We start from the raw sequence: 21516 nt of genomic DNA on the forward strand, positions 1-21516 counted from the left end.
CATAAATCACCCCCACCGACCTGCTTTTATGCTAACTGGTGGGGGTGCTCTCGTTTTCAAATGTCCCCCGGTTGGCCCCAACGGCCTCGCAAACCCGTGCTTGCCCTCCAAGCTTCCACTAAGCTGTACCCATCACAACGAAGTGCCCCATCCACAACGCAACAAGCTTTCAAGCAGAAGAAACCTAAGAGGGACAATGACGACAGTACGAGTGACCATTGAGCCCGCTGTGCTCGATTGGGCAATTGAACGGACTGGTCTGAGTCTCGACGAGCTGGTGAAGGATTTTCCGCGGATTAGGGAATGGGTTGAAAATACTTCGCAGCCAACTTTGAATCAGGCGCAGGACCTCGCCAAGAAAGCTAAGATTCCTTTCGGCCGTCTTCTCCTGCAAACCCCTAGCGAGCCTAGGATTTCCGTTCCGGATTTTCGGACAGTTCGAAACCTCTCTCTTGAGACCTTCAGCCCGAACCTTGAGGAAACCTTGGCTGCTTCGGAATCCCGCCTTGATTGGTACGCCGATTTTGCCGAGGAAGAGGGCGTTGGTGGTCCTTCCTTCCTCGGATGCGCTGACACTAATAAAACCCCAGAAGCTATAGCCGATCGAACAAGAGAAGTACTAGGGCTTGCGGCAGACACTTTTTTGCAAGGCCCTGACAAAGTGAAAACCCTCTGTGCGACTCTTGAGAACTCAGGTATTTTGGTGTCTCGCAATTCAATTGTCGAGAGCAGCACCACCCGTCCGCTGAGCATCGATGAGTTTCGTGGGTTCACGCTTATCCAAGCACCCTATGCTCTGATATTTATCAACACCCGCGACAGCAAGACAGCCCAGCTTTTCAGCCTTTCGCACGAACTAGGACACGTGGTTCTAGGCCAGCCGGGAATTTCAGATCACGGGGAAAGTCGCGATATTGAGCGTTGGTGCAATCGATTCGCTGCAAGTTTCCTTGCCCCAACTCCGCTCGTCTTGAGCACGGTTTCACCAAGTGATTCCTCATTCGATAGCGTCAAAGCTCTTTCCCGCAAGTCAGGGATGAGCCAAGAAGCCGCCCTGTGGAGACTGGTGCACCTCAACGTCATTGATAGGAGTGAGGCTTCCGCGCTCTTCCCTCTCGTTGCGTCGCAGCCAATCCAAGCCACGGACTCCTCGTCAAATAAAGGCGGCCCGGCGCGGCACCGTGTGGTAAAAGCCCGCGTGGGAAACCGATTCTTCGATGCCGTAACCTACGCAGCTGTTGCAGGGAAGATTCCACAGAAGGAAGCTGCTCAACTCCTTGGAGCCGCAACTGCTGACAGCCTAAGTAAGCTCATTGCGCACTCCCCCTCTGCTGAATGGAGGGCCAGTTAGCGTGTATTTAATCGACACGAACTTTATCGGGACAGTAGCATCTGTCTATCCACGCGATGTGTTTCCCTCTTTGTGGGTTCAGCTTGAAGAACCGATTTTCAGGGGTGATTCCTATTTCCACAAGACCGTCGATAAGGAAATGAAAGAGTGGAAGGATCCAACTCTTGATTGGTATCTGAAACACATAGATCCGCAATACATCGTGAGCACCGACGACAAAGAGCTTGCGTTTTATACGGATGTGGTTCGCTGGGTCGCGAACGAACGTCAACCACGATACAAGGACAGGGCTGTCAACGTGTTCATGGACGCAGCGGATTCGTGGTTGATAGCTTCCGCTCTCAGGCACGACGCAACCATTGTGACCAATGAGGTGCGCGCAGCCCCTGATTCACGGAAACACGTCAAGATCCCTGATGTCGCCGATCATTTTGGGGTGCGCTGCATCGACCTTCTTGCTTTTCTAAGAGAGATGGAAATCAGCATTTAGCTGATTCCTATCGCTTCATCACGTGCACATCTACACCACCAAACAGGCTGAAGCAGTTCACCACTACTTCAGGGGCGCTGGCAGGTAGGTCTGCGGGGTCAATGGCACCGCCTTCGACCTTGATGTCGTGGCCACCAAAGAGGCCGACGCCGTTGACACGAACGCGGAATCCTTCCGGGACCCACACATCGACGCCGCCGAATACCCCGACCGCTTGGATTGTCGTGACGTGTTCTTTGAGGGAGGCGCCGCGAAGATCTACATCGGTGCCACCGAAGATTCCCATCGTCGTGTGATGAACGGCGATGGGAATGCCGCGCACAGTGCTGCCGCCAAAGATCCCGAGGGAAAGCCCCTGCGCACCCTGTGCAGAGGGTTCAATTTGAGCTAGAGCACGGTCAACAGCGGTTGATGTTTCACCGTTGGTGGTGTTGACCACCTGCGAGGTTTGACGCGCTACCTGGTGGCTACCGAACAGAACTTTTTCTGGGGCCTCGATAAGGTCGGCGACAAGGTCAACCAATTCTCCACGAGTCGTGGCTTCGGCGCAGCTGCTGGAGCGCTCCTCGAATTCGGTCACGCTGAGCTGGCCTACCGACATCGCATCCGCCAACACCTGTGAAGCGGTGGTGCGCTCAGAGTTCGTGCATTTGATGTCTCGTGATTCCATGACTTGGATTTTACGTGGAAGCACGCTTTTAAGCGCGGCGAAAAGTGCTGAGCACTTCGCCGCGCTTATTCGTTCATTCCTGGGTTCTTGTTAGGACTCGATCTCGGGAGCGAAATCGGGCAGGCGCTCCCCTACTCCAAGGAGCTCAGCGATAGCTGCCACAGCGCGCTCGGCGGCCTTGCCGTCGCCATAGGGGTTGACGGCGTTGGCCATTGCCTCGTATGCGGCGGAATCGTCGAGAAGCAGTTTGGCCTCCGCCACGATAAGGCTTCGGTTGGTGCCCACAAGCTTCACAGTGCCGGCCACAACGGCTTCGGGGCGTTCGGTGTTCTGCCGCATGACCAAAACCGGCTTGCCCAGAGCCGGGGCTTCTTCCTGAACTCCACCAGAGTCGGTGAGGATAATGGTCGCACGGTCCAGAAGCTTGGTGAACTGGTCATAAGGCAGCGGGTCCGTGATGATGACGTTAGGCAGGGACTCAACCTCCGGAAGCACGGCGCCACGAACCTTCGGGTTGAGGTGCAGGGGTAGAACAAAGTTGATGTCTGGGTAGGCCTTTGCCAAATCCTTGACCGCCCCGCCAATTTCCTTCATAGCTTCTAGGTTCTCGCGCCGGTGCGTGGTGACGACGACAAGACGCTTGGCCGACTGAGCCGCTTCCTGGACGGCAGGGTCTTCGAACTCGGTATCCCAGCTTGCAGCCTCGAGTAAGGCATCGATAACGGTGTTGCCGGTGACCGCGATGTCCTTGGAACGCACGTTCTCGCGGCGCAGGTTCTCCATCGCCCCTGCTGTCGGCGCTAGGTGCAGTTCCGCGACCTGGCCGATGAGCTTACGGTTGGCCTCTTCCGGGAACGGCGAGTGGATGTCGCCGGTGCGCAGGCCTGCTTCTAGGTGGACAATTTTCACCCCACGATGGAACCCCGCCAGTGCTGCGGCCATAGCCGTTGAAGTATCCCCCTGGGAAATAATGACATCGGGCTGTTCGGCGTCGATAATCTCATCCAGCCCCATGAGCGCGCGGGAGACAATCTCATTGAGACCTTGGCCCGGCTTCATCAGGTGCAGATCCAGCTTCGGTTCAATACCAAACATGGTATTAACCTGCTCCAGCATTTCCTTGTGCTGGCCAGTGGAGACAGCAACCGATTCGAAGCGCTCGTCCTTCTCCAAGGCCGTGATGACGGGAGCTACCTTGATTGCCTCCGGACGGGTTCCGTAGACAGTCATGATTTTGGGTAGGGGCATTGCTCTCCTTGGATTAAGAGAAGTAAAGACACGTCAATTCTTCCATACGAAGGGAACTGACCGAATCCCATTCTCTGAGGCGTAGGGAAGGAAGGGGAATATACTTCCATTGAGCTAGTTCAAAACTACATGCACCTTATCATCTTCCCCGACACCCTTTTGTGCACGTAGTAATCTCGAAAACCCCCGAGAGATAGTAGATAGCTTCGCGCTGCTAGTTTCCGCTAGTCCTCGCTCACGGTGACTTCCCGTGGCTCTTCGAAAGCAGCCACGCGCGGCTCAGCTGCCGCCACGCTGGCTGTTAATAGCGCTGACATCGCCACGGCTGCCGAGACCGCGTGCGTACGCTTAGAACTCTCCACAGAACTTAAGTTAACCGAAGCGAATGGTCTTTGGGAAGAGTTCGCACAATATCTATTCGCCCCACAGCTTCACCGGCACCAACGCCGGTGGGCTTGGGCAGGTAGGCTGATCGTGAGAATTGCACGTTGCCCGTACGTTGTACGCAAACGCTGGCCGCTGCGCCGGCTCGAAGTAAGGGGATGACTAGTTTCCAATGATCCAATTTGTTGTGGGTGCTGCCGCCGGATACGTCTTTGGAACCAAGGCTGGGCGCAAGCGCTACCACCAAATTAAGGGCGCTTATGAAAAGGCCGTGAACTCCCCCGCCACCAAGGCCGCGGTGCGCTCAGCGCGCAAGGCCGTGGCCAACCGCTTGGATCCGGAGCCGCGTATGCGCGAGCTCAAGGACTACAACAAGGGACGCCGCGGCAAGCGGGGTGCCGCGGATGGAGTGCAGCCGGATCGGATTTACGAGCCGGACGAAGATTAACGCGCTGATTAGCGCACGCCGCGGAAGGCGCGGTCGTTGAGCTCGCGGCGGGCTTGCTCAAGTGCCACGAGGTCGGCGAAGAGTGAATTGTAGGACTCTTCGTCGTCGGAGGGGCGCATGCGGCCGAGTTGGGCCTTGAGTTGAGCTACTTGGTCGCCCACGCGGGCTTCCTGGAGGCGGGAGAGCACGGAATCGGCGTAGGCCTCAAGGTCGGTATCGGGGTTGCCGGTCTCCCCCAGCTTGATGGGTTCCACGGCCAGCTCAGAAACGAAGTTGCGGGCCATGAGATCCGGCATCTCGCCGGCCACGGCGGCTAGCCATTCCACGCCAGGTTGTTCAGCACCGGCGGTGACACCACCGAGGGTGGAGATGGCGCGGCGTATAGTGCGGTAGGCCTCGTTGGAGTAGGCATCCTCCGTAATGCCGTCGAAGTAGCTGCCGGCGATCTGCGGGTATTGCAGTGCCAGCTTGAGGGCCTCGCGCTGCGGCCACAGGTGCGGCTCCCGGGGGCCGGGGATGTGCATGACGGGAGCATTGGACTGCGCAGGAACGGAGGAGGTCTGCTCCAGGGAGGCAAAACGTGGGCGCTGTTCCTTCTTCGGCCTGCGGGCCTCCTGGCGTACCTGGTGGAGTACTTCCTCCGGGTCGGGCCAGCCCACCCAGCCGGCCAAGCGGCGGGCGTACTCGCGCTGCAGAGGTTGATCCCGGATTTGGGCCACGACGGGCACGGCGCGGCGCAGGGCCTGAAGGCGGCCTTCGGCAGAGTCGATGCTGAACTCCGAGATGACGGAGCGGATGACGAACTCAAACATGGGGATGCGGTCCGCCACCAAGTCGCGCACTGCGGCATCGCCGCGCGCAAGGCGCAGGTCGCAGGGATCCATGCCGTCGGGGGCCACGGAGACGAAGGACTGCCCGGTGAATTTCTGCTCGCCCTCGAAGGCACGCATGGCGGCCTTCTGGCCAGCCTCGTCGCCGTCGAAGGTGTAGATGAGCTCGCCGTGGAAGTAGGAATCATCCAGCATGAGGCGGCGCAGCACCTGGAGGTGGTCCGGGCCGAAGGCGGTGCCACAGGAGGCCACGGCGGTCTTCACACCCGCGGCGTACATGGCCATGACATCCGTATAGCCTTCCACCACCACGGCTTGGTGTTGCTCCGCGATGTTGCGCTTGGCCAAATCCAGGCCGAAGAGCACCTTGGACTTGTGATAGAGCATGGTCTCGGGCGTGTTCATGTACTTGCCCAGTTTGTCATCGTCGTAAAGCTTGCGTGCGCCAAAGCCGATGACGTTGCCGGATAGGTCCTTGATGGGCCACAGCAGGCGCCGGTGGAAGCGGTCGATGGGACCGCGCTTGCCCATCTTGGAAATGCCCGCAGCTTCGAGCTCCTCAAAGGAAAAGCCCATGCGCAGCAGATGCTTGGTGGCGGTATCCCAGCCCTCCGGGGCATAACCGCACTCGAACTCGTAGATGATTTCCTTGGAGAAGCCGCGGTCCAAGAGGAATTCGCGGCCGGCGGCGGCCTGAGGGGTTTCTAACTGCTGGCGGTAGAACTCGTGCGCGGCCTTATTGGCGGCGATAAGCCGGCGGCGCGTGCCGGGCTTTTCATCGCGCGCACCGGTGGAGCCGCCTTGGTAGTTGATGTGGTAGCCAATTTTTTGGGCCACAGCTTCGACGGCCTCCGGGAAGGAGACCTGTTCCATCTCCATGAGGAAGCTGAAGACATCCCCGCCCTTGCCGGTGGAGAAACAATGGTAGTAACCGCGCTGCGGGCGCACGTGGAAGGACGGGGTCTTCTCATCTTTGAAGGGGCTCAGCCCCTTCAAGGAGTCATAGCCAGCGGGCTTGAGCTGGACGTATTCGCCCACGATCTCATCAATAGGCGCGCGTTCGCGGATAGCTTGGATATCGCTGTCCGGAATTCTGCCTCGTGCCATGCGTACAGACTACCCCGCCCACGCAAGGTACAGGTACCCACGGCTGGGTGGGCAAGAGCCGCGAGTCCCACATCCTGGAAGAACTCATATGTGGGAATCGGAAAAGTGCGCGTTCTTGATTTCTTTTTCGGCCCCCGCACCTGCAATGATGGGGGCCATGGCCCAATCCTCCCCCTCCAAAAAATCGCTGCCGGCTCTCATCGGTGGTGCGGTTCTCGTCCTCGTCGCGGGCTACTTCGGCATCGACCTCGGTGACTCCAGCGATGGCGCGGACCAAAAGGCAGCGTCCTCATCTGATACGCCTGATGCGTCCGCTGCATCGGGCGCATCCTCTGCCGCTGGTGCGTCTGGTGGGGATGAGAGGGACGTCGCCAAGCAGGGCGGCTCCGACCTGCCCACCTGTTCCATGGATTCCTTGCCCCAGGAGGCCCACGAGACGGCCAGCGATATCCTGGCGGGCGGCCCCTATGACTACCCGGATAATGACAACGTGCGGTTTGGCAACTATGAGGGTGTGCTGCCGCAGCAGGACAGGAATTACTACCGTGAATACACGGTGGAAACGCCGGGGATTGGGCACCGCGGGGCCAAGCGGATTGTCACCGGTGGCGGGAGCGAGACCGACCCGGATGTCTGGTACTACACCGATGATCACTACGACAGCTTCTGCAGCATCCCGGACGCGGAGGACTAAGACATGCAGCGCATCCTGATTACTGAACCTATCCGCACGCGCGAGGACTTCTATGGCGCGCTTGGGCGCCTGCGCGGCTGCCAGTCCGGTGCGCCACGCAACCTCGATGCTTTGGCCGACTTCCTGCGTGAGCAGCACATCATGGCGATTATCGCTGCGGATTTCGACATGGTCGAGGAAGACCTGGCCCCGATCAGCATGGTGCTGAAGGACCAGGGTGTAGCACTCGTGCGCTAGCTCAAGAAGCCGAAGAGATCGGCGCTGCGCTGCGCCAGGCGCTCCAGGCGGGATTCGGTCATGGAGGCGATCTGGTCGATGATGGCGCGGTCGCGCTCCAGATCGGTGTCGGCCTGGTTCCACCACAGGGCGAAGGTAGCGTCCAGCGAGCCCGGCGCGCCGGCCACCAGGTAGTCGTAGACGCGGTAGATGCGCTCGCGCTGCCGGTCCTGACGGGCCAGGTGGGCGGGCTCATCCATGACGTAGAGAACGGCGATGGTCTTGAGCAGCGTTACCTCCGCCACTGCGCCGGGTGGGACGGCGAGGTCGCCGTGCATGCGGCCGAGGGGGCCGTCGTTGGCCGCCAGCGTGGCGGAGACGGTGGCGCCGACGTAGCGGCCGACAAGCTCCGAGGTCATCTTCTTTAAGTTGGCATAAGAGCGCAGGGAGTAGTCGAAGTTACCGATGGCGTTGATGACATCCAGCTGGCGCAGGCGGTCGGCTGCCTCGAGGAGCTCGTCGGCGGTACCGCCGAAGGCTTTTGCGCCCTTGTCCGCGAGGTTGGCCAGCTCCACCAGATCCCAGAGCACACCCAAAGAGATGCGGCGGGAGATGATGCCGTCTTCGACGTCGTGGACGGAATAGGCGATGTCATCCGACCAGTCCATGACCTGGGCCTCCATCGACTTGCGCTTATCGCTATGCCCCTGGCGCAGCCACTCCAGGACGTCGGTGTCTTCGTCGTAGGCGCCGTATTTGCGGTTGGTCGTGCCATCCGGGTTGGTCTTGGTCCAGGGGTATTTGCAGGCGGCATCGAGTGAGGCGCGGGTGAGGTTGAGGCCATAGCTGCGCGGGCCCGCCGGGGTATCCAGCACCACCTTGGGCTCCAGTTTGGTCAGGATGCGCAAGGTCTGGGCATTGCCCTCGAAGCCACCGAGCGCAACCTCGTTGAGGGCATTCTCGCCGTTGTGGCCGTAGGGCGGGTGGCCAATGTCATGCGTCAGGCCCGCCATATCGCACAAGTCCGGGTCCAGGCCCAAGCCTGCACCGATGCTGCGGGCAATCTGACTGACCTCCAGGGAGTGTGTCAGCCGCGTGCGCGGGGTATCGCCATCGCGCGGGCCCACCACTTGGGTCTTATCCGCTAGGCGGCGCAGCGCCGCGGAGTGCAGGACGCGGGCGCGGTCGCGGGAGAAGGCGCCGCGGTGCTCCTCGGTTTTGAGCAGGGCCGAGCCTTTGGGTGACTCGGAGGCAAGGCGGGCGACGTCTTCTGCGCAATAGGTATAGCTCACGGGTTTTAAGCTTAGGCGGAGTCCTGGTCTTCCTGGGTCTGCCTCGCGCCAATAACACGGTGGCGCAGGGCCTGGTTGGGGCGGATGAGGCGCTCGATGCGGTAGAAGGCCGTCCGCACGCCTTCGGTGCGCTTCTCCCCCAGCAGGGTGCGCAGGCCCAGGTAGGCTAGGCCACCGGTCTCGTGGGCCAGGTAGCGCCACCAGGGGATGGAGAAGCGCCGGGAAGGATAATAGGGCGTACCCATAACGGTCGCGGTGATTCCTTCTTGGCGGGCAATGAGGAAAGTGCGCAGGCGGTGGAGCGGGTCGGTGATGATGACAGCCTCGCTTACACCAAGCTTTTCGCGCGCAGCTACCAGCTCGCTGCGGGTGTCAAGGCCTTCTTCGAGGGCGGTGACTTTAAGGGGCTCGTCGTCAAGCAAGGCCCGTGCCACCCCGGCTTCGGTGAACCTATCGCCGGGCAAGTTCCCGCCCACCGTGATAATGGGCAGGTCGTGCGCGGCGGCGTACTCAGCGGCGAAGCGCACGCGGCCGCGAAGGATGCGGGAGGGGCGCCCGTCGTATTGCGCGGCGCCGAGGACAATAACGTACTTCACTGCCTGTCCACTTTAGCGTTGGGTGGCAGGTATCGTGGTTCGCATGACTACTGCTGCTCGTATTGGACGCGCCGCCCTCGCCGCCCTCGTGCTGGGGTTGGCCACTGCTAGCCCGGCCGTGGCTGCGGACTTCGTTGTTGCCGCGCCGGAGGCGGCCTCGCTCACGGATAAGGTGACGGATGAGGCGGGGGTTCTCTCGGACTCAGAGAAATCCGAGTTGGAGGACAAGATTGCCGCGCTGCAGCAGGAGCACCACGTGGTGATTTTCGTGGTCTTTGCTTCTTCGCTGCCAGAGGGCGCGGAGGCTTATGCCGGTGAGATTGTGCAGTCCAAGGGCCCGAATTCTGCGGCCTATGTGGTGGGTGTGGATGATTCCACCATGGGCGTGCAGACGGGCAATGACTGGCCGCGCGGGCGCCTGGATGTGATGTATGACGCGGCCTACGCCAAGCTTGCCGACGGCCGCCAGTTCGGCGCTTCTGCACTCGCGCTTGTCGACGCTGCCGCTTCCGGTTCTGCGGGGTCTTCTTCTGGCGCTTCTGCTGCTTCTGATTCCGATGGCTCGGGAGGCCTGTGGCTAGCTGGCGGCGCGGGCGCGCTGGCTTTGGCGGGTGGCGGAATCGCGGTGGCCAACAGGCGCAAGACAAAGAAGGACTCGGCGGCCACTCTGGAATCCGCGCGCCAGATTGAGCCGGGCAATACCGCGCAGCTGGACCGCCTGGACATGGCGACCTTGGAGAAGCTGGCCCAGGAGGAGCTGGTCTCCACGGATGAATCGATTCGCCGCGGCAAGGAGGAGCTCGATATTGCGGTGGCCGAGTTCGGCCCCGAGCGCACCCGCCCGTTCACGCGCGCGATGAACCATTCCACGCTGACCCTGCAGAAGGCGTTCCAGCTGCAGCAGAAGCTGCAAGATAACCTGCCGGAATCGACGGCGGAGCGCCGCCAGATGCTGGTGGAGATTATCTCCTCCTGCGGGCAGGCCGACGATGCCTTGGATGCGCAGGCGGCGGACTTTGCCAAGATGCGTGACTTGCTCATTAACGCCAGCTCCAAGCTGGATGAGCTGACGCGTCGGGTGGTCGACCTGCGCGGGCGCCTGCCGCAGGCACGCGCTACCTTGTCTACTCTCAGCGGCTCCTATTCCGAGGAGGTGTTGTCCTCCATTGCGGATAACCCAGAGATGGCGGAGGTCTCGCTCAATGAGGCTGAAAAGCTGCTTTCCCGCGGCCGAGAATTGCAGTCCCAGCCGGCTGGCCAGCAGGGTCCTTTGGTGGGCTATATCCGCGATGCCGAGCACGCCCTGGAGGTCTCCGACCGCCTGCTGAATGGCGTGGAGAATGCCGAGAACTCAATCACCGCGGCTCGCGATAACCTGCCGGCGCTCATCGATGAGGTCGAGGAAGAAATCGCCGAAGCCCAGCACTTGGAACAGCGCGGCAAGGCCCAGGGCTCGACTGCTGATTGGGCCGCCTTGGAGGAGTTGCTGGCCCGCGCCCGGGAGGCTCTGCGCGCAGCCCGCGAGCACGGTCAGGGTGATCCACTGGGTCAGTACACGGCGCTGACGGCTATCGATGGCGAACTGGACCAGCAGCTGGACACCGTCCGCGAAACCAACGCCACCCGCGAGCGCCAGATCGCGCTCTACCGCCAGCAGATTGCCGCGGCCGAGTCCGCTATCCAGGCAGCTGAGGACTTGCTCTCCTCGCGTGGCCGCGTGGTGGGCCCCGATGCGCGTGTGGCTCTTGCCGATGCCACCCGCCTCTTCGCCCAAGCCCAGAACTCCGCCTCGAAGGACTTGCGCGCGGCCCTCAACTACTCCCGCGATGCCGCGACTGCCGCGCAGACTTCGCTCAATCGCGCGAAGGAAGACCTAGAGGCCTACCGCCGCCAAGAACAGCGCCGCCAGGCCACCGATGCCGCGGGCAACATCCTCACCGGCATGGTGCTGGGCCAGATCCTCGGTGGCGGCAGCTCCCGCGGCCACAGTGGCGGTTTCGGCGGAGGCTTCTCCGGTGGTGGCAGCTTCGGCGGCGGTGGCTTCTCGGGCGGCGGCGGTGGAGGTGGCTTCCGCGGCGGCTCCTTCTAGCCGCCCTCTCCCCCTCCCCGCACCTAGGCCCTCCCAGCTGTCTTCACCCACTTCCCCGTCCTCTCCCCTTCCCCGCGCCAGTTCCTCCCAGCCGGCTTCACCCACTTCCCCGCGCGAGCCCTCGAGACCCGCGGCCCACACCCGGCATCTCATAACCAGGGCGGTCCCACATGGCATCTCGCACAAGGCTCCTTGCAAAAGGCATCTGGCAAAAGGCATCTTCTAGAAGGCGTTTTCACAGCTAAAAACGCCTTTTGCACCCTCTACATGGCGTTTTCAGCCCCAAAGGCGCCTTTTGACAGATGCCATCTGCCAGATGCCTTCTGCCGGACTGTCGGATGCCGTTTGCGGGATGCCTTCTGCCGAATGTCCTTGCACGCATCGGGCGGTTGGATACCGACTCGATTGTCGGCCAAGTAGATCCACGGATACGGGATTGGTGCACGTACATGATTGGTGTAAACCGGTCATGCACATGGTTCTGGCCAAACGGTTCGCCTCAGATGGTTGCAGTCAAACGGCTTACTTGGGGGCAAGTAAACCTTCTGCAATGCGCTAGATGGTTCGTTTGGGGGCAAGCAAACCTTATGACTGCAACCATCTGACTCGAACCCTCTACCGGCATACCAAGCCGAGCAAACACACTCGGAGAGCTCCTCTTCGAAGACAAACTCCACTACTCGCATGTCGGTGCAGGTTATATCGCGAAAGGTCCCTTTAGTTTGGTGCCTTTATTCTGGTCCCTTTGCCTAGTAAAGGGACCATCTATCAGGCGAAAAGCTGCGCCACATGGTCCCTTTGCACTCATAAGGGACCAGAGTGGAGGGACCAAACCAGAAGGACCATCTGTGAGAGAGCGGAAAGCACGGCCTAGCAGGCAGGAAGCAAGAAGGGGACGTGCGCCGAGCAGGCAGGCAGCAAGAAAGCGAAGTGGGCTTTGACGGGCAGCAGTGCGAAGTAGGGGTTCGGTGCACAAATGGGCGGCGCTGCAGAAGGTGGGCTTAGGTGCGGAAGGGGCGGATGGAGCCGTCGAGAAGCAGGCAACAGTAGCTGGTGAAGGCGGCGTCCGTGAGGGGGAGCTCGCCCACCGCAACTTCGAGGTCGCGGCCGCGCGGGGTGGTGCGGGCAACCTCGGCGGCGGGGCCAGACAGAGCGAGAATGCGGCGCTCGCGGCGGAAAGGATTCGTGCGCTCAAGCAGGTACTCGCGGCCCTGGCAGATCGCGCGCAGCTTGTTCACTGTGAAGCTGGTCTGTTCCGCGGAAAAGTCGGGCCCGCGCACGGTAAAGCGGCGCGCGCCCGGGATGTGCTCGAAGGCGATGGTGGTGTCCGTCCCGGGCAGCAGCAGGCCCGTCGGTCTCACGCGGGCGATGACCTCGCCCGCGCCATCCACCAGCGCCCCATCGCGCCACACCCAGCGTTGCATCAGAGGAACACCGCAATGATGGCGACGATAGTCATGAGCAGCAACGTCGCGATGATCGGGATCGCGGTCTTCTGCGTCCGAGCCTCCAAAATGACGCGGGTAAACCAGCTCAGAGCCGCAATCTCCGAGTGGTTGAGGTCATCGGAGTCATCGCTATTCTCGCCCTCGAACTCGAGGATGGCCTTGCGCACACCAGAGTTCTTGGAGGAGAACTGGGCAATCTTCAGCCCCTCGTGGTCCTCGACAATCCAGTCACCACCGGCCTCGTTGATGAAGGCAAAGGTGCGCCCGTCCAGCGAGGCCTCCAAGCGCTTATCGCGCTTGGGATTGCCCGCCAGGCGGTAGACGCGGTCGTCTTCCAGGGTCACCGACGCGCCCAGATCATCGAGGCCCAGCCGCCAGTGCTCGCCTTCCACGTCCGCCGAGCGTTCCTGGAACATGCCCAACGACGCCGGCCCCTCCCCCACGAGGAGGACCGGATTCTGGCGGTCGCTGCGGTCCCAGCTGGTGTAATGCATTAGCAGCCAGCCAGGCGGGCGGCCAGGTAAGCCTCAAGCTCGTCGAGCTTGACGCGCTCCTGCTCCATGGAGTCACGCTCACGCACGGTGACCGCGTTGTCCTCGAGGGTGTCGAAGTCATAGGTCACGCAGAACGGCGTGCCGATCTCATCCTGGCGGCGGTAGCGGCGGCCGATCGCACCAGAGACATCGAACTCCACGTTCCAGTTGGCGCGCAGCTTGTTCGCCAATTCGCGGGCCGGGGTGGACAGCTCTTCCTTCTTCGACAGCGGCAGCACGGCCACCTTGACCGGAGCCAGACGGCGGTCCAGGCGCAGCACCACGCGCTTATCGGTACCGCCCTTGGCGTTCGGGGCCTCCTCTTCGTCGTAGGCATCGATAAGGAAGGCCATCATGGCGCGGCCCAGGCCGGCAGCCGGCTCAATAACGTACGGGGTCCAGCGCTCGCCGGACTCCTGGTCAAAGTAGGACAGGTCCTCGCCCGAACCCTTGGTGTGCACGGAGAGGTCGTAGTCCGTGCGGTTGGCCACGCCTTCCAGCTCGCCCCACTTGGAGCCCTTGAAGTTGTAGGCGTACTCCACGTCCACGGTGCGCTTGGAATAGTGGGAAAGCTTCTCCTGCGGGTGCTCGTAGAGGCGCAGGTTCTCTTCCTTAATCCCCAGGTCGATGTACCAGTTGAAGCGGTCGTCGATCCAGTACTGGTGCCACTCTTCGTCCTCGCCCGGCTTGACGAAGAACTCCATCTCCATCTGCTCGAACTCACGGGTGCGGAAAATGAAGTTACCCGGGGTGATCTCGTTGCGGAAGGACTTACCGATGTTCGCGATACCGAACGGCGGCTTCATACGCGCCGAGGTCATCACGTTCTTGAAGTTCACGAAGATGCCCTGCGCGGTCTCCGGGCGCAGGTAGTGCAGACCCTGCTCATCGTCGACGGGGCCCAGGAAGGTTTTGAGCAAACCGGAGAAGGCCTTCGGCTCGGTCCAGTCACCCGGCTGGCCAGTCTCCGGATCGTTGATGTCAGCCAGGCCGTTGGCCGGCTCGTGGCCGTGCTTTTCCTCGTAGGCCTCGATCAGGTGGTCCGCGCGGTAGCGCTTACCGGTGTGCTTGGACTCCACCAGCGGGTCGGTGAAAACCTCAACGTGGCCGGAGGACACCCACACCTGGCGTGGCTGGATCACGGACGTATCGACGCCCACGACGTCATCGCGGGACTGCACCATGTGGCGCCACCACTGGCGCTTGATGTTTTCCTTGAGCTCGACGCCAAGCGGGCCGTAGTCCCACGCAGAGCGGGAACCGCCATAAATTTCACCTGCCTGGTAGACCAAGCCGCGGCGCTTACACAGGCTGACGACGGTATCAATGACGGATGCCATAGCTAATGGGACTCCTCTGGTAGGGGACAGTCTTTATACAGTGCGGCCTAGTCTAGCGTGCCCCTCATCGCCGCGTGCCTTCACCCCAAAAGTGTGGTGCATTTTATACACATTTCCGCATTCTTCGGCTATAGTACCGATAGCTCTCTTTTTAACTCTCCATCAATAGATATGACTGAAGGTGAATGGCGTGACCAACACCCAGACTGACACCCTTTCCTTTGATCTGGCGGCGGCTGCCACCGTGATTAGCGCTTTGGATTCACCATTGCGCATCGATATCATTCAGCGCCTCTCCGAGCGCGACCACTACGTCCACGAGCTGGTCGCCGCGACCGGCAAATCGCAGCCGCTTATCAGCCAGCACCTGCGGGTTCTCAAGCGCGCGAACATCGTCGACAGTGAACGCACCGGCCGTGAAGTCCGTTACTCTTTGGTGGCCCCTAAGGTGCTGCCTTTGCTTCGCGACGCCTCACTGGCCACCTCTTAATGGAAGTGTGTTGATAAACTAAGCCCCATGGCCATCCACGACAGTATTCCCAAACTCGGCGCTCGCAATACCCGCCAGCGCACCGCCGTCGTTGAGGTCCTGCGCAGTCTCGACAAGTTCGTCTCCGCCAAGGACATTCACCAGGCGCTTATCGACGGTAACCAGAAAGTCGGCCTCACCACCGTCTACCGCACGCTCCAATCACTTTCGGAGATTGAAGCCGTCGACGCGCTCCACATGCCCTCCGGCGAGACCCTCTACCGCCATTGCGAGAGCGATGCGCACCACCACCACTTGGTGTGCACCAAATGCGGCCGCACCGAAGAAATCGATGGCGGCCCGATTGAAGAGTGGGCCTCCTCGGTAGCCAAGGAGCACGACTTCGAGCTCACCGGGCACGATGCCGAAATCTTCGGCATCTGCGCCGAGTGCCGCGCGGCGTCTTAGACACGCCACTTTTCCTGCCACATCGAGGATATCTTCATCCCCCTTGACAGCACTACACAGCTCGCGCGCTACTTGACGCCGCCGAAGCGGCGGTCACGCCGCGCGTACTCCTCCACCGCGGCGAACAAGTCTTCCGGAGTGAAATCCGGGAAGAGCTTGTCCTGGTAAATCATCTCTGCGTAAGCCGACTGCCACAGCAGGAAGTTGGAGGTGCGCTTCTCGCCGGAGGGGCGCAAGAACAGATCCACGTCTGGCATATCGGGGTCATACATCACCGAGCTGACCGTCTTCTCATTGATGGAGCGCGGGTCCAGCTCGCCGCGGGAGACTTGCTCGGCGAGTTTCCGGATGCCGTCGACAAGCTCGGCGCGACCACCGTAATTCACGCACATCACCAGGGTCATCTTGGTGTTGTCCTTAGTCAGCTCCTCTGCGGCCTCAAGCTCCTTGATCACAGAGCGCCACAGGCGCGGGCGGCGGCCGGCCCAGACCACGCGCACTCCCCTCTCGTTGAGCCAATGGCGCTGGCGGCGCAGCACGTCGCGGTTAAAGCCCATGAGGAAGCGGACTTCCTCCGCGCTGCGGCGCCAATTCTCGGTGGAGAAGGCATAAGCGGAAAGGTAGGGAACGCCGAGGGCGAGGCAGGCATCGACGACGTCGAGAAGCACTGCTTCCCCGCGGCGGTGACCTTCGGTGCGCTTCATGCCGCGCTCCTCTGCCCAGCGGCCGTTACCGTCCATGACCAGCGCGATGTGGCGCGGCAGGAACTCCTGCGGGATAGCGGGCGGATGAAGGACTCGGTTCGGGTCAGGCGTAATCACGCATTACAGTCTACTGTTCCATGATCCCCAGCGCGCCAACGGAGCGCTCGAGGTGCCATTGCAGGTGGGCGCGGGTGAGGCGATGGGCCTCTTGGGCTTGGGCGTTCGTTGGTTGACTGGGGTGGTCATGGGCGATGAGCCACATGTGGTGCAGGGTTTCTGGGTCTACCTCGGCGGCGCCTGGTGGGCGGCATTGGTGGCAGGCGGCGCCGCCCACGGCTGGGTGGAAGGCGTGGTGCGGGCCGGGTCTTTGGCACTGGGCGCAATCGAAAAGGCTGGGCGCCCAGCCGGCGTGGGACATGGCTTTGAGAAGGAAGGCGTCGAGAAGCATGAGCGGATCGCCGTGCTGAAGCTTGTCGAGGACATCGACGCAGGCCTCATAGAGGTAGGGATCGCCGGGGGCATCAGCGGCGGCGAGGCGCTCGGCGGATTCGAGGGCAGCACACGCAGCGGTATAGCGCTCGTAGTCCTCGATGATGCGCGCGCCGAAGTAATCCACGGTATCGGCCTGGGAAATGGTGTAGAGGTTACGCCCGGGATAAAGCTGAACGTCGAGGTTAACGAAGAGCTGCAGGCGCGAGCCGAAGCGCGACTTGGCGCGGCGCACTCCCTTGGCCACCCCGCGCACGAGGCCGTGGTGGCGGGTCAAGAGCACGATGATGCGGTCCGCCTCGCCGAAATCATAGGAGCGGATGACAAGGGCGCGGTCGCGGAAGTTTTCGCGCATGTGGAAGTTCTCCGGCTTTTAGAAGCCCAGGCGGCCCAGCGCCTTCGGGTCCGACTGCCAATTCTTAAGCACCTTAATACGCAGGTCAAGGTAGACGTTTTGGCCAAGGAGCTGAATGATTTCCTTGCGGGCGGTACCCACGATGCGGCGGAAGCGGCGGCCGTCCTTGCCTTCGATGATGCGCTTCTGGCCGGGGCGCTCCAGGTAGAGGATGGCGTGGACGTTGAGGACGTCCGGGCGCTCCTGGCTAGGCAGAATCTCATCGACCTCGACGGCAACCGAGTGCGGCAGCTCGTATTTCAGACCGGAGAGCGCAGACTCGCGGATGAGCTCGGCGATGCGCTTGGACTGGTCTTCGTCGGTGACATGGTCGTCCGGGTAGAACTTGGGGCCTTCGGGCAGGTGGTCCACGATGACCTGGGTCAGCTCATCCAGCTGCACGCGCTCGGTGGCGGAAACTGGGATGACCACGGCATCGGGGTTCTCTTCGGCGAGCAGCTCATGCAGGGCGAGCAGCTGGGCGCCAACCTGGTCCTTGGAGGCTTTGTCCAGCTTGGTGACGATGCCGATGATGGGGGTTTTCGGGGCGACCTTGCGGACGTTCTCCAGGATCCAGCGGTCGCCAGGGCCAATCTTCTCATCCGCGGGGATGGTCAGGCCGATGACGTCGACGTCGGCATAGGTGTCTTTGACGACCTCGTTGAGGCGCTCGCCGAGCAGAGTGCGCGGGCGGTGCAGGCCGGGCGTGTCGACGAGGACGATCTGCGCGTCCTCGCGGTGGACCAGGCCGCGGATGGGGTGGCGGGTGGTCTCGGGTTGGTCAGCCGTGATGGCGATCTTCTGCCCCACCAGGGCGTTGGTCAGGGTGGACTTGCCGGTGTTGGGGCGGCCGACGAAGGACACGAAGCCGGAGCGGAAGCCCTCGGGTGTGTCGGTGTATTGCGAATAGTCGGCGGCGTTGGCTTCGCCCTCGGCTGGCAGGTCGGCGAAGGCGGCATCGAAATCAGTGCTCATATTGCCTCATATCATAACGCACGAGCTGCCGAGTCCCGTTTTTGTTGTGAAGCGCTGCTCTGACTCTCGACGTGCGGCCCCGAGAGCTTCCTGCCGATGCGCCGGCAGATGGTCCTTGTAGTTTGGTCCTTCTACTCTGGTCCCTTCTCTGTGCAAAGGGACCATCTGGTGCCGGTTTTCGCGTGCTAAATGGTCCCTTTAGTGTGCGAAGGGACCAGACTAAAGGGACCTTCTGTGCTCCTCCGGGGGTCATCCGCCCTGCAGATGGTTCGAGTCAGGCGGTTCTAGTCATAAGGTTTCCTTGCCCCCAAACGAACCATCTAGCGGCCTCCAGAAGGTTTGTTTGCCCCCAAGAGAACCTTCTGACCCGAACCGTTTGAGTAGAACCTTATAGCTGGAAACGACATCGTTGAAGGTGGGCCGCGAAAGCAGCAACGAGGTGCGGGTGAAGGTTGGTGGCGCGAGGTTATCCGCCGCATGTTGACTGCGAAAAAGCTTGCGCCACATGGCATCTTGCAAACGGCATCTTCCGAAAGGCGTCTTTGGTAGCAAAAACGCCATCTGGACGCCGCAAAAGGCGTTTTCACTCCTGAAAACGCCTTCTGACAGATGCCTTCTGCGGGATGCCATTTGCCGGACGCCTTGTGCGGGCCAAGGATCAGACTGGCGCGCGAGACCAAGCAAGACCAAGACTCAGGCTGATGCGCGAGACCAAGAGAACCAGACAGAGCCCAAGGCTGCAAAGGCGCGCGGGCAGCGAAAGAGGCGTGAAAGCTAGAGCTCCTCGACCTGGAACTGCAGCTGCGGGTGAGCGAAGGCATCCTGCGACTCGATGAGTAGCAGCTCCTGGGAATCCGCCTCGTAGGTGTTCTGCAGCAAGTCGAAGACGGAAGACGCGGTGCGCTTGAGCGCTTCCTTCGCATCATGCGTCTCCACGTAGTGGCCGGTGAAAAGCGAGGCCGTGACATCGCCCGAGCCGTTGCGCTTGAACGGCAGCTTGGGGGTAGTGACCAGGAAGGCGCGCTCGCCATCAACGGCGAGCATCTCAATCTCGTCCTCGCTGGTCTCCGGGCGCTGCACCGAGGTCACCAGCACAGTCTTCGGTCCGATCTCCTGAGCGCGCTTCACCGCGGCGAGGGTCTGCTCCAAGGTGCCGACCTCGGAGTCCGTCAGGTAGCCCAGCTCAAACTGGTTCGGAGTGATGATGTCCGCGACCGGAACGACCTTATCGCGCAGCAGCGGCGGGATTTCATCGGAGACGAAGCAGCCGGACTTGGCGTTGCCCATCACCGGGTCGCAGGCGTAAAGGGCACTCGGGTTCACAGCCTTGATGCGGTTCACGGCATCCACGATGGCGCCGGCGATGTCCGGACCGCCCTGGTATCCAGACAAAATCGCATCAATGCGCGGGAAGGCGCCGCGCTTCTCGATGCCGTCCACAATCGCCGTGACCTCTTCCGCCGGGATCATCGGCCCGCCCCAATCGCCATAACCGGTGTGGTTGGAGAAGTTCACCGTGTGAATCGGCCACACCTCATGGCCAGCGCGCTGAAGTGGAAAGACTGCTGCGGAGTTGCCCACGTGGCCGAAGGTGACGTGGGACTGAATGGAGAGGATGTTCATAATCCCCTATTGTGCTACGCCCCACGCAGCACCTCAACGATTGGCCTCATTTAAGCAAAGAAACTGTTTTAGCGTGGCCGTGTCAGGAGTGGCGCTAAACCCTTGCCGAGTCGCTTTAGATTCCGCCGCCGGGAACTTCCTTGTCCAGCTCGGCGCGCTCGGCCGCATCCGGGAAAGCCTTCGGACCAGAAGGCTTGGGCTGGTAGCTCACGCCGCGTGCTGCCAGGTCTTCGTACCAGTCCGCCAACAGCTCATTCTGCAGGCCGAACATTTCTTTTTCCTCCGCCGCGGTGGTGTGGTCATAACCCAACAGGTGCAGGCAACCATGCACTGTCAGCAAAGCCAGCTCGTGGCCCAAGGAGTGGCCGGCCGCGGTGGCTTGGCGCTGGGCAAACTCCGGGCAGAGCACGATATCACCCAGCATGGCCGGTCCTGCCTCCGCGGCGTCGGGGCGCCCGCCGGTAGCGCCCGGGGTGAGCTCATCCATGGGGAAGCTCATAACGTCGGTCGGGCCTTCCAGGTCCATCCAGCGCACGTGCAGCTCCGCGATGGTATCTAGATCCACCGCGGTAATGGTGCACTCGGCATCCGGATTCACGTCGAGGCGGCCGAGGGCATAAGAGCAGACGTCGATCAGCATCTCCTCGTTGACGCCGTCATAACCGGACTCGTTGATGAATTCAATGCTCATTTCTTCTCCTCCTGCTCAGCAAAGTTATCGTAGGCCTCCACGATGCGCCCGACCAGCTGGTGGCGCACCACATCAGCAGAGCCCAGCTCCGCGAAGTGGATATCCGGCACATCCTTCAGGATGCGGCGCACCAGGCGCAGACCCGAGACCTGACCACCGGGCAAGTCCACCTGGGAAATATCGCCGGTTACCACGATGGTCGAGCCAAATCCCAAACGAGTCAGGAACATCTTCATCTGCGCCGGTGTGGTGTTTTGGGCCTCGTCAAGGATGACGAAGGCATCGTTGAGCGTGCGGCCACGCATATAGGCCAGGGGTGCGACCTCAATGATCCCGGCCTCCATGAGCTTTGGAATCATCTCCGGATCGATCATGTCCCGCAAAGCGTCGTATAACGGGCGCAGGTAGGGGTCAATCTTGTCGTTCAAAGTGCCAGGCAGAAAGCCCAGCTTCTCCCCCGCTTCCACGGCCGGGCGGGTCAAGATAATGCGGCTGACCTGCTTGGCGCGCAGGGCCTGCACCGCTTTCGCCACCGCCAAGTAGGTCTTACCGGTACCGGCCGGACCGATACCGAAGACAATCGTGTTCTCATCGATGGCCTGCACATAGCGCGACTGCCCAAGAGTCTTCGGCCGCACGGCCTTACCGCGGCGCGAGACAATATCAGCCGCGAGCGTCTCAGACACGGAAGCGGGAGCATCCACCGTGACAAGGTCCAGAGTGTGCTTAACGGTATCGGTGCTCACCGGATGCCCACGGCGGGCAATCGCCTCGAGCTCCTCTAAGACCTTGCGTGCGCGGGCCACCTCATAGTCTGGGCCGGCGGCGGTGACTGTGGTGCCGCGAGCGAACAGGTCCACGCCCACGAGGTTGCCCAAAACGCGCAGGTTATCGTCCGCCGGACCGAGCACCGTGGCGAGGTAGGCGGAATCGAGATCAAACTTGGTGGTGATAATAGGCACGCTAA

The 21516-nt window shown here is 61.5% G+C and carries 24 protein-coding genes; 8 read left to right on the forward strand and 16 right to left on the reverse strand.

Features of this window, described 5'->3' with window-relative positions; translation table 11 throughout:
* Positions 1 to 211 precede the first annotated feature (211 nt).
* Together HMPREF2526_RS01485 and HMPREF2526_RS01490 are read left to right on the forward strand one after the other, a co-directional pair.
* Positions 212 to 1351: an ImmA/IrrE family metallo-endopeptidase gene (locus HMPREF2526_RS01485; protein WP_232760842.1), complete on the forward strand. Its 1140-nt coding sequence runs from the start codon at positions 212 to 214 to the stop codon at positions 1349 to 1351.
* 1 nt (position 1352) lies between these two features.
* Positions 1353 to 1841, forward strand: a complete 489-nt coding sequence (locus HMPREF2526_RS01490) for a DUF4411 family protein (protein WP_070545413.1) — start codon at positions 1353 to 1355, stop codon at positions 1839 to 1841.
* A gap of 7 nt (positions 1842 to 1848) precedes the next feature.
* Here the strand turns inward: HMPREF2526_RS01490 and HMPREF2526_RS01495 are convergent, their stop codons facing one another.
* The 3 genes from HMPREF2526_RS01495 to HMPREF2526_RS13340 form a co-directional block, all read right to left on the reverse strand.
* On the reverse strand, positions 1849 to 2511 hold the full coding sequence (locus HMPREF2526_RS01495; RefSeq protein WP_070545415.1) for a DUF1707 SHOCT-like domain-containing protein: 663 nt from the start codon (positions 2509 to 2511) through the stop codon (positions 1849 to 1851).
* Between the two features lie 90 nt (positions 2512 to 2601).
* Positions 2602 to 3759: a non-hydrolyzing UDP-N-acetylglucosamine 2-epimerase gene (gene wecB / locus HMPREF2526_RS01500; protein WP_070545416.1), complete on the reverse strand. Its 1158-nt coding sequence runs from the start codon at positions 3757 to 3759 to the stop codon at positions 2602 to 2604.
* Positions 3760 to 3983: 224 nt separating this feature from the next.
* Complete coding sequence (locus tag HMPREF2526_RS13340; RefSeq protein WP_157844611.1) at positions 3984 to 4121, reverse strand: hypothetical protein; 138 nt, start codon at positions 4119 to 4121, stop codon at positions 3984 to 3986.
* Positions 4122 to 4315: 194 nt separating this feature from the next.
* Here HMPREF2526_RS13340 and HMPREF2526_RS01505 point away from each other — a divergent pair, with 194 nt between their 5' ends.
* Positions 4316 to 4591 carry a hypothetical protein gene (locus tag HMPREF2526_RS01505; protein WP_070446667.1) on the forward strand — a complete coding sequence of 92 codons (276 nt, stop codon included), beginning with the start codon at positions 4316 to 4318 and terminating at the stop codon, positions 4589 to 4591.
* 8 nt (positions 4592 to 4599) lie between these two features.
* On the opposite strand, the gene dnaG is transcribed toward HMPREF2526_RS01505, so the two are convergent.
* Complete coding sequence (gene dnaG / locus HMPREF2526_RS01510) at positions 4600 to 6528, reverse strand: DNA primase (protein WP_070513561.1); 1929 nt, start codon at positions 6526 to 6528, stop codon at positions 4600 to 4602.
* A gap of 157 nt (positions 6529 to 6685) precedes the next feature.
* On the opposite strand from dnaG, the gene HMPREF2526_RS01515 reads away from it, so the two are divergent.
* Both HMPREF2526_RS01515 and HMPREF2526_RS01520 read left to right on the forward strand, forming a co-directional pair.
* The gene (locus HMPREF2526_RS01515) at positions 6686 to 7222 is read left to right on the forward strand and encodes a guanyl-specific ribonuclease (protein ID WP_070545482.1); all 537 of its coding nucleotides are present in this window, start codon (positions 6686 to 6688) and stop codon (positions 7220 to 7222) included.
* 3 nt (positions 7223 to 7225) lie between these two features.
* Complete coding sequence (locus HMPREF2526_RS01520) at positions 7226 to 7459, forward strand: barstar family protein (RefSeq protein ID WP_070517865.1); 234 nt, start codon at positions 7226 to 7228, stop codon at positions 7457 to 7459.
* On the opposite strand, the gene HMPREF2526_RS01525 is transcribed toward HMPREF2526_RS01520, so the two are convergent.
* The gene (locus tag HMPREF2526_RS01525; protein WP_070545417.1) at positions 7456 to 8730 is read right to left on the reverse strand and encodes a deoxyguanosinetriphosphate triphosphohydrolase; all 1275 of its coding nucleotides are present in this window, start codon (positions 8728 to 8730) and stop codon (positions 7456 to 7458) included. The two genes, HMPREF2526_RS01520 and HMPREF2526_RS01525, sit on opposite strands and share 4 nt — an antisense overlap.
* Before the next feature lie 11 nt (positions 8731 to 8741).
* Entirely contained in the window at positions 8742 to 9326 is a 585-nt protein-coding gene (locus tag HMPREF2526_RS01530) for a YdcF family protein (protein ID WP_070545420.1), read from the reverse strand.
* 43 nt (positions 9327 to 9369) lie between these two features.
* On the opposite strand from HMPREF2526_RS01530, the gene HMPREF2526_RS01535 reads away from it, so the two are divergent.
* Positions 9370 to 11415 carry a TPM domain-containing protein gene (locus HMPREF2526_RS01535; RefSeq protein WP_070545421.1) on the forward strand — a complete coding sequence of 682 codons (2046 nt, stop codon included), beginning with the start codon at positions 9370 to 9372 and terminating at the stop codon, positions 11413 to 11415.
* 1001 nt (positions 11416 to 12416) lie between these two features.
* Here HMPREF2526_RS01535 and HMPREF2526_RS01540 read toward each other — a convergent pair.
* The 3 genes from HMPREF2526_RS01540 to HMPREF2526_RS01550 are packed head-to-tail and all read right to left on the reverse strand — an operon-like array spanning position 12417 to position 14736.
* A complete protein-coding gene (locus HMPREF2526_RS01540; RefSeq protein WP_070545423.1) occupies positions 12417 to 12839 on the reverse strand; it encodes a hypothetical protein in 423 nt (140 codons plus the stop codon).
* Positions 12839 to 13357, reverse strand: coding sequence for a hypothetical protein (locus HMPREF2526_RS01545; RefSeq protein ID WP_070545425.1), 519 nt, complete (start codon positions 13355 to 13357; stop codon positions 12839 to 12841). Before HMPREF2526_RS01545 ends, HMPREF2526_RS01540 begins: the two co-directional genes overlap by 1 nt.
* Entirely contained in the window at positions 13357 to 14736 is a 1380-nt protein-coding gene (locus tag HMPREF2526_RS01550) for a glycine--tRNA ligase (RefSeq protein ID WP_070545427.1), read from the reverse strand. The genes HMPREF2526_RS01545 and HMPREF2526_RS01550 overlap by 1 nt, the downstream gene beginning before the upstream one ends.
* Positions 14737 to 14926: 190 nt before the next feature.
* On the opposite strand from HMPREF2526_RS01550, the gene HMPREF2526_RS01555 reads away from it, so the two are divergent.
* Complete coding sequence (locus HMPREF2526_RS01555) at positions 14927 to 15226, forward strand: ArsR/SmtB family transcription factor (protein ID WP_070519606.1); 300 nt, start codon at positions 14927 to 14929, stop codon at positions 15224 to 15226.
* 27 nt (positions 15227 to 15253) lie between these two features.
* On the forward strand, positions 15254 to 15673 hold the full coding sequence (locus tag HMPREF2526_RS01560; protein WP_070545429.1) for a Fur family transcriptional regulator: 420 nt from the start codon (positions 15254 to 15256) through the stop codon (positions 15671 to 15673).
* 68 nt (positions 15674 to 15741) lie between these two features.
* Here HMPREF2526_RS01560 and HMPREF2526_RS01565 read toward each other — a convergent pair whose 3' ends face one another.
* From HMPREF2526_RS01565 to HMPREF2526_RS01590, 7 genes are all read right to left on the reverse strand, one after another.
* Entirely contained in the window at positions 15742 to 16494 is a 753-nt protein-coding gene (locus tag HMPREF2526_RS01565; RefSeq protein WP_070545430.1) for an isoprenyl transferase, read from the reverse strand.
* A gap of 10 nt (positions 16495 to 16504) precedes the next feature.
* A complete protein-coding gene (gene recO, locus HMPREF2526_RS01570; RefSeq protein WP_070525526.1) occupies positions 16505 to 17221 on the reverse strand; it encodes a DNA repair protein RecO in 717 nt (238 codons plus the stop codon).
* An 18-nt stretch (positions 17222 to 17239) separates the two neighbouring features.
* A complete protein-coding gene (gene era, locus HMPREF2526_RS01575; RefSeq protein WP_046649038.1) occupies positions 17240 to 18235 on the reverse strand; it encodes a GTPase Era in 996 nt (331 codons plus the stop codon).
* Between the two features lie 288 nt (positions 18236 to 18523).
* Complete coding sequence (locus HMPREF2526_RS13165) at positions 18524 to 18865, reverse strand: hypothetical protein (RefSeq protein ID WP_141756313.1); 342 nt, start codon at positions 18863 to 18865, stop codon at positions 18524 to 18526.
* A gap of 144 nt (positions 18866 to 19009) precedes the next feature.
* Positions 19010 to 19858 (reverse strand): pyridoxal kinase PdxY, encoded by an 849-nt coding sequence (gene pdxY / locus HMPREF2526_RS01580; protein ID WP_070545433.1) that lies wholly within the window; start codon positions 19856 to 19858, stop codon positions 19010 to 19012.
* Between the two features lie 115 nt (positions 19859 to 19973).
* Positions 19974 to 20549: an rRNA maturation RNase YbeY gene (ybeY, locus tag HMPREF2526_RS01585; protein WP_070446682.1), complete on the reverse strand. Its 576-nt coding sequence runs from the start codon at positions 20547 to 20549 to the stop codon at positions 19974 to 19976.
* Complete coding sequence (locus HMPREF2526_RS01590) at positions 20546 to 21511, reverse strand: PhoH family protein (protein WP_070545435.1); 966 nt, start codon at positions 21509 to 21511, stop codon at positions 20546 to 20548. The genes ybeY and HMPREF2526_RS01590 overlap by 4 nt, the downstream gene beginning before the upstream one ends.
* Between the last annotated feature and the right edge of the window lie 5 nt (positions 21512 to 21516).

The organism is Corynebacterium sp. HMSC070E08, from assembly GCF_001808895.1.
GTDB classification, from domain to species: domain Bacteria; phylum Actinomycetota; class Actinomycetes; order Mycobacteriales; family Mycobacteriaceae; genus Corynebacterium; species Corynebacterium hiratae.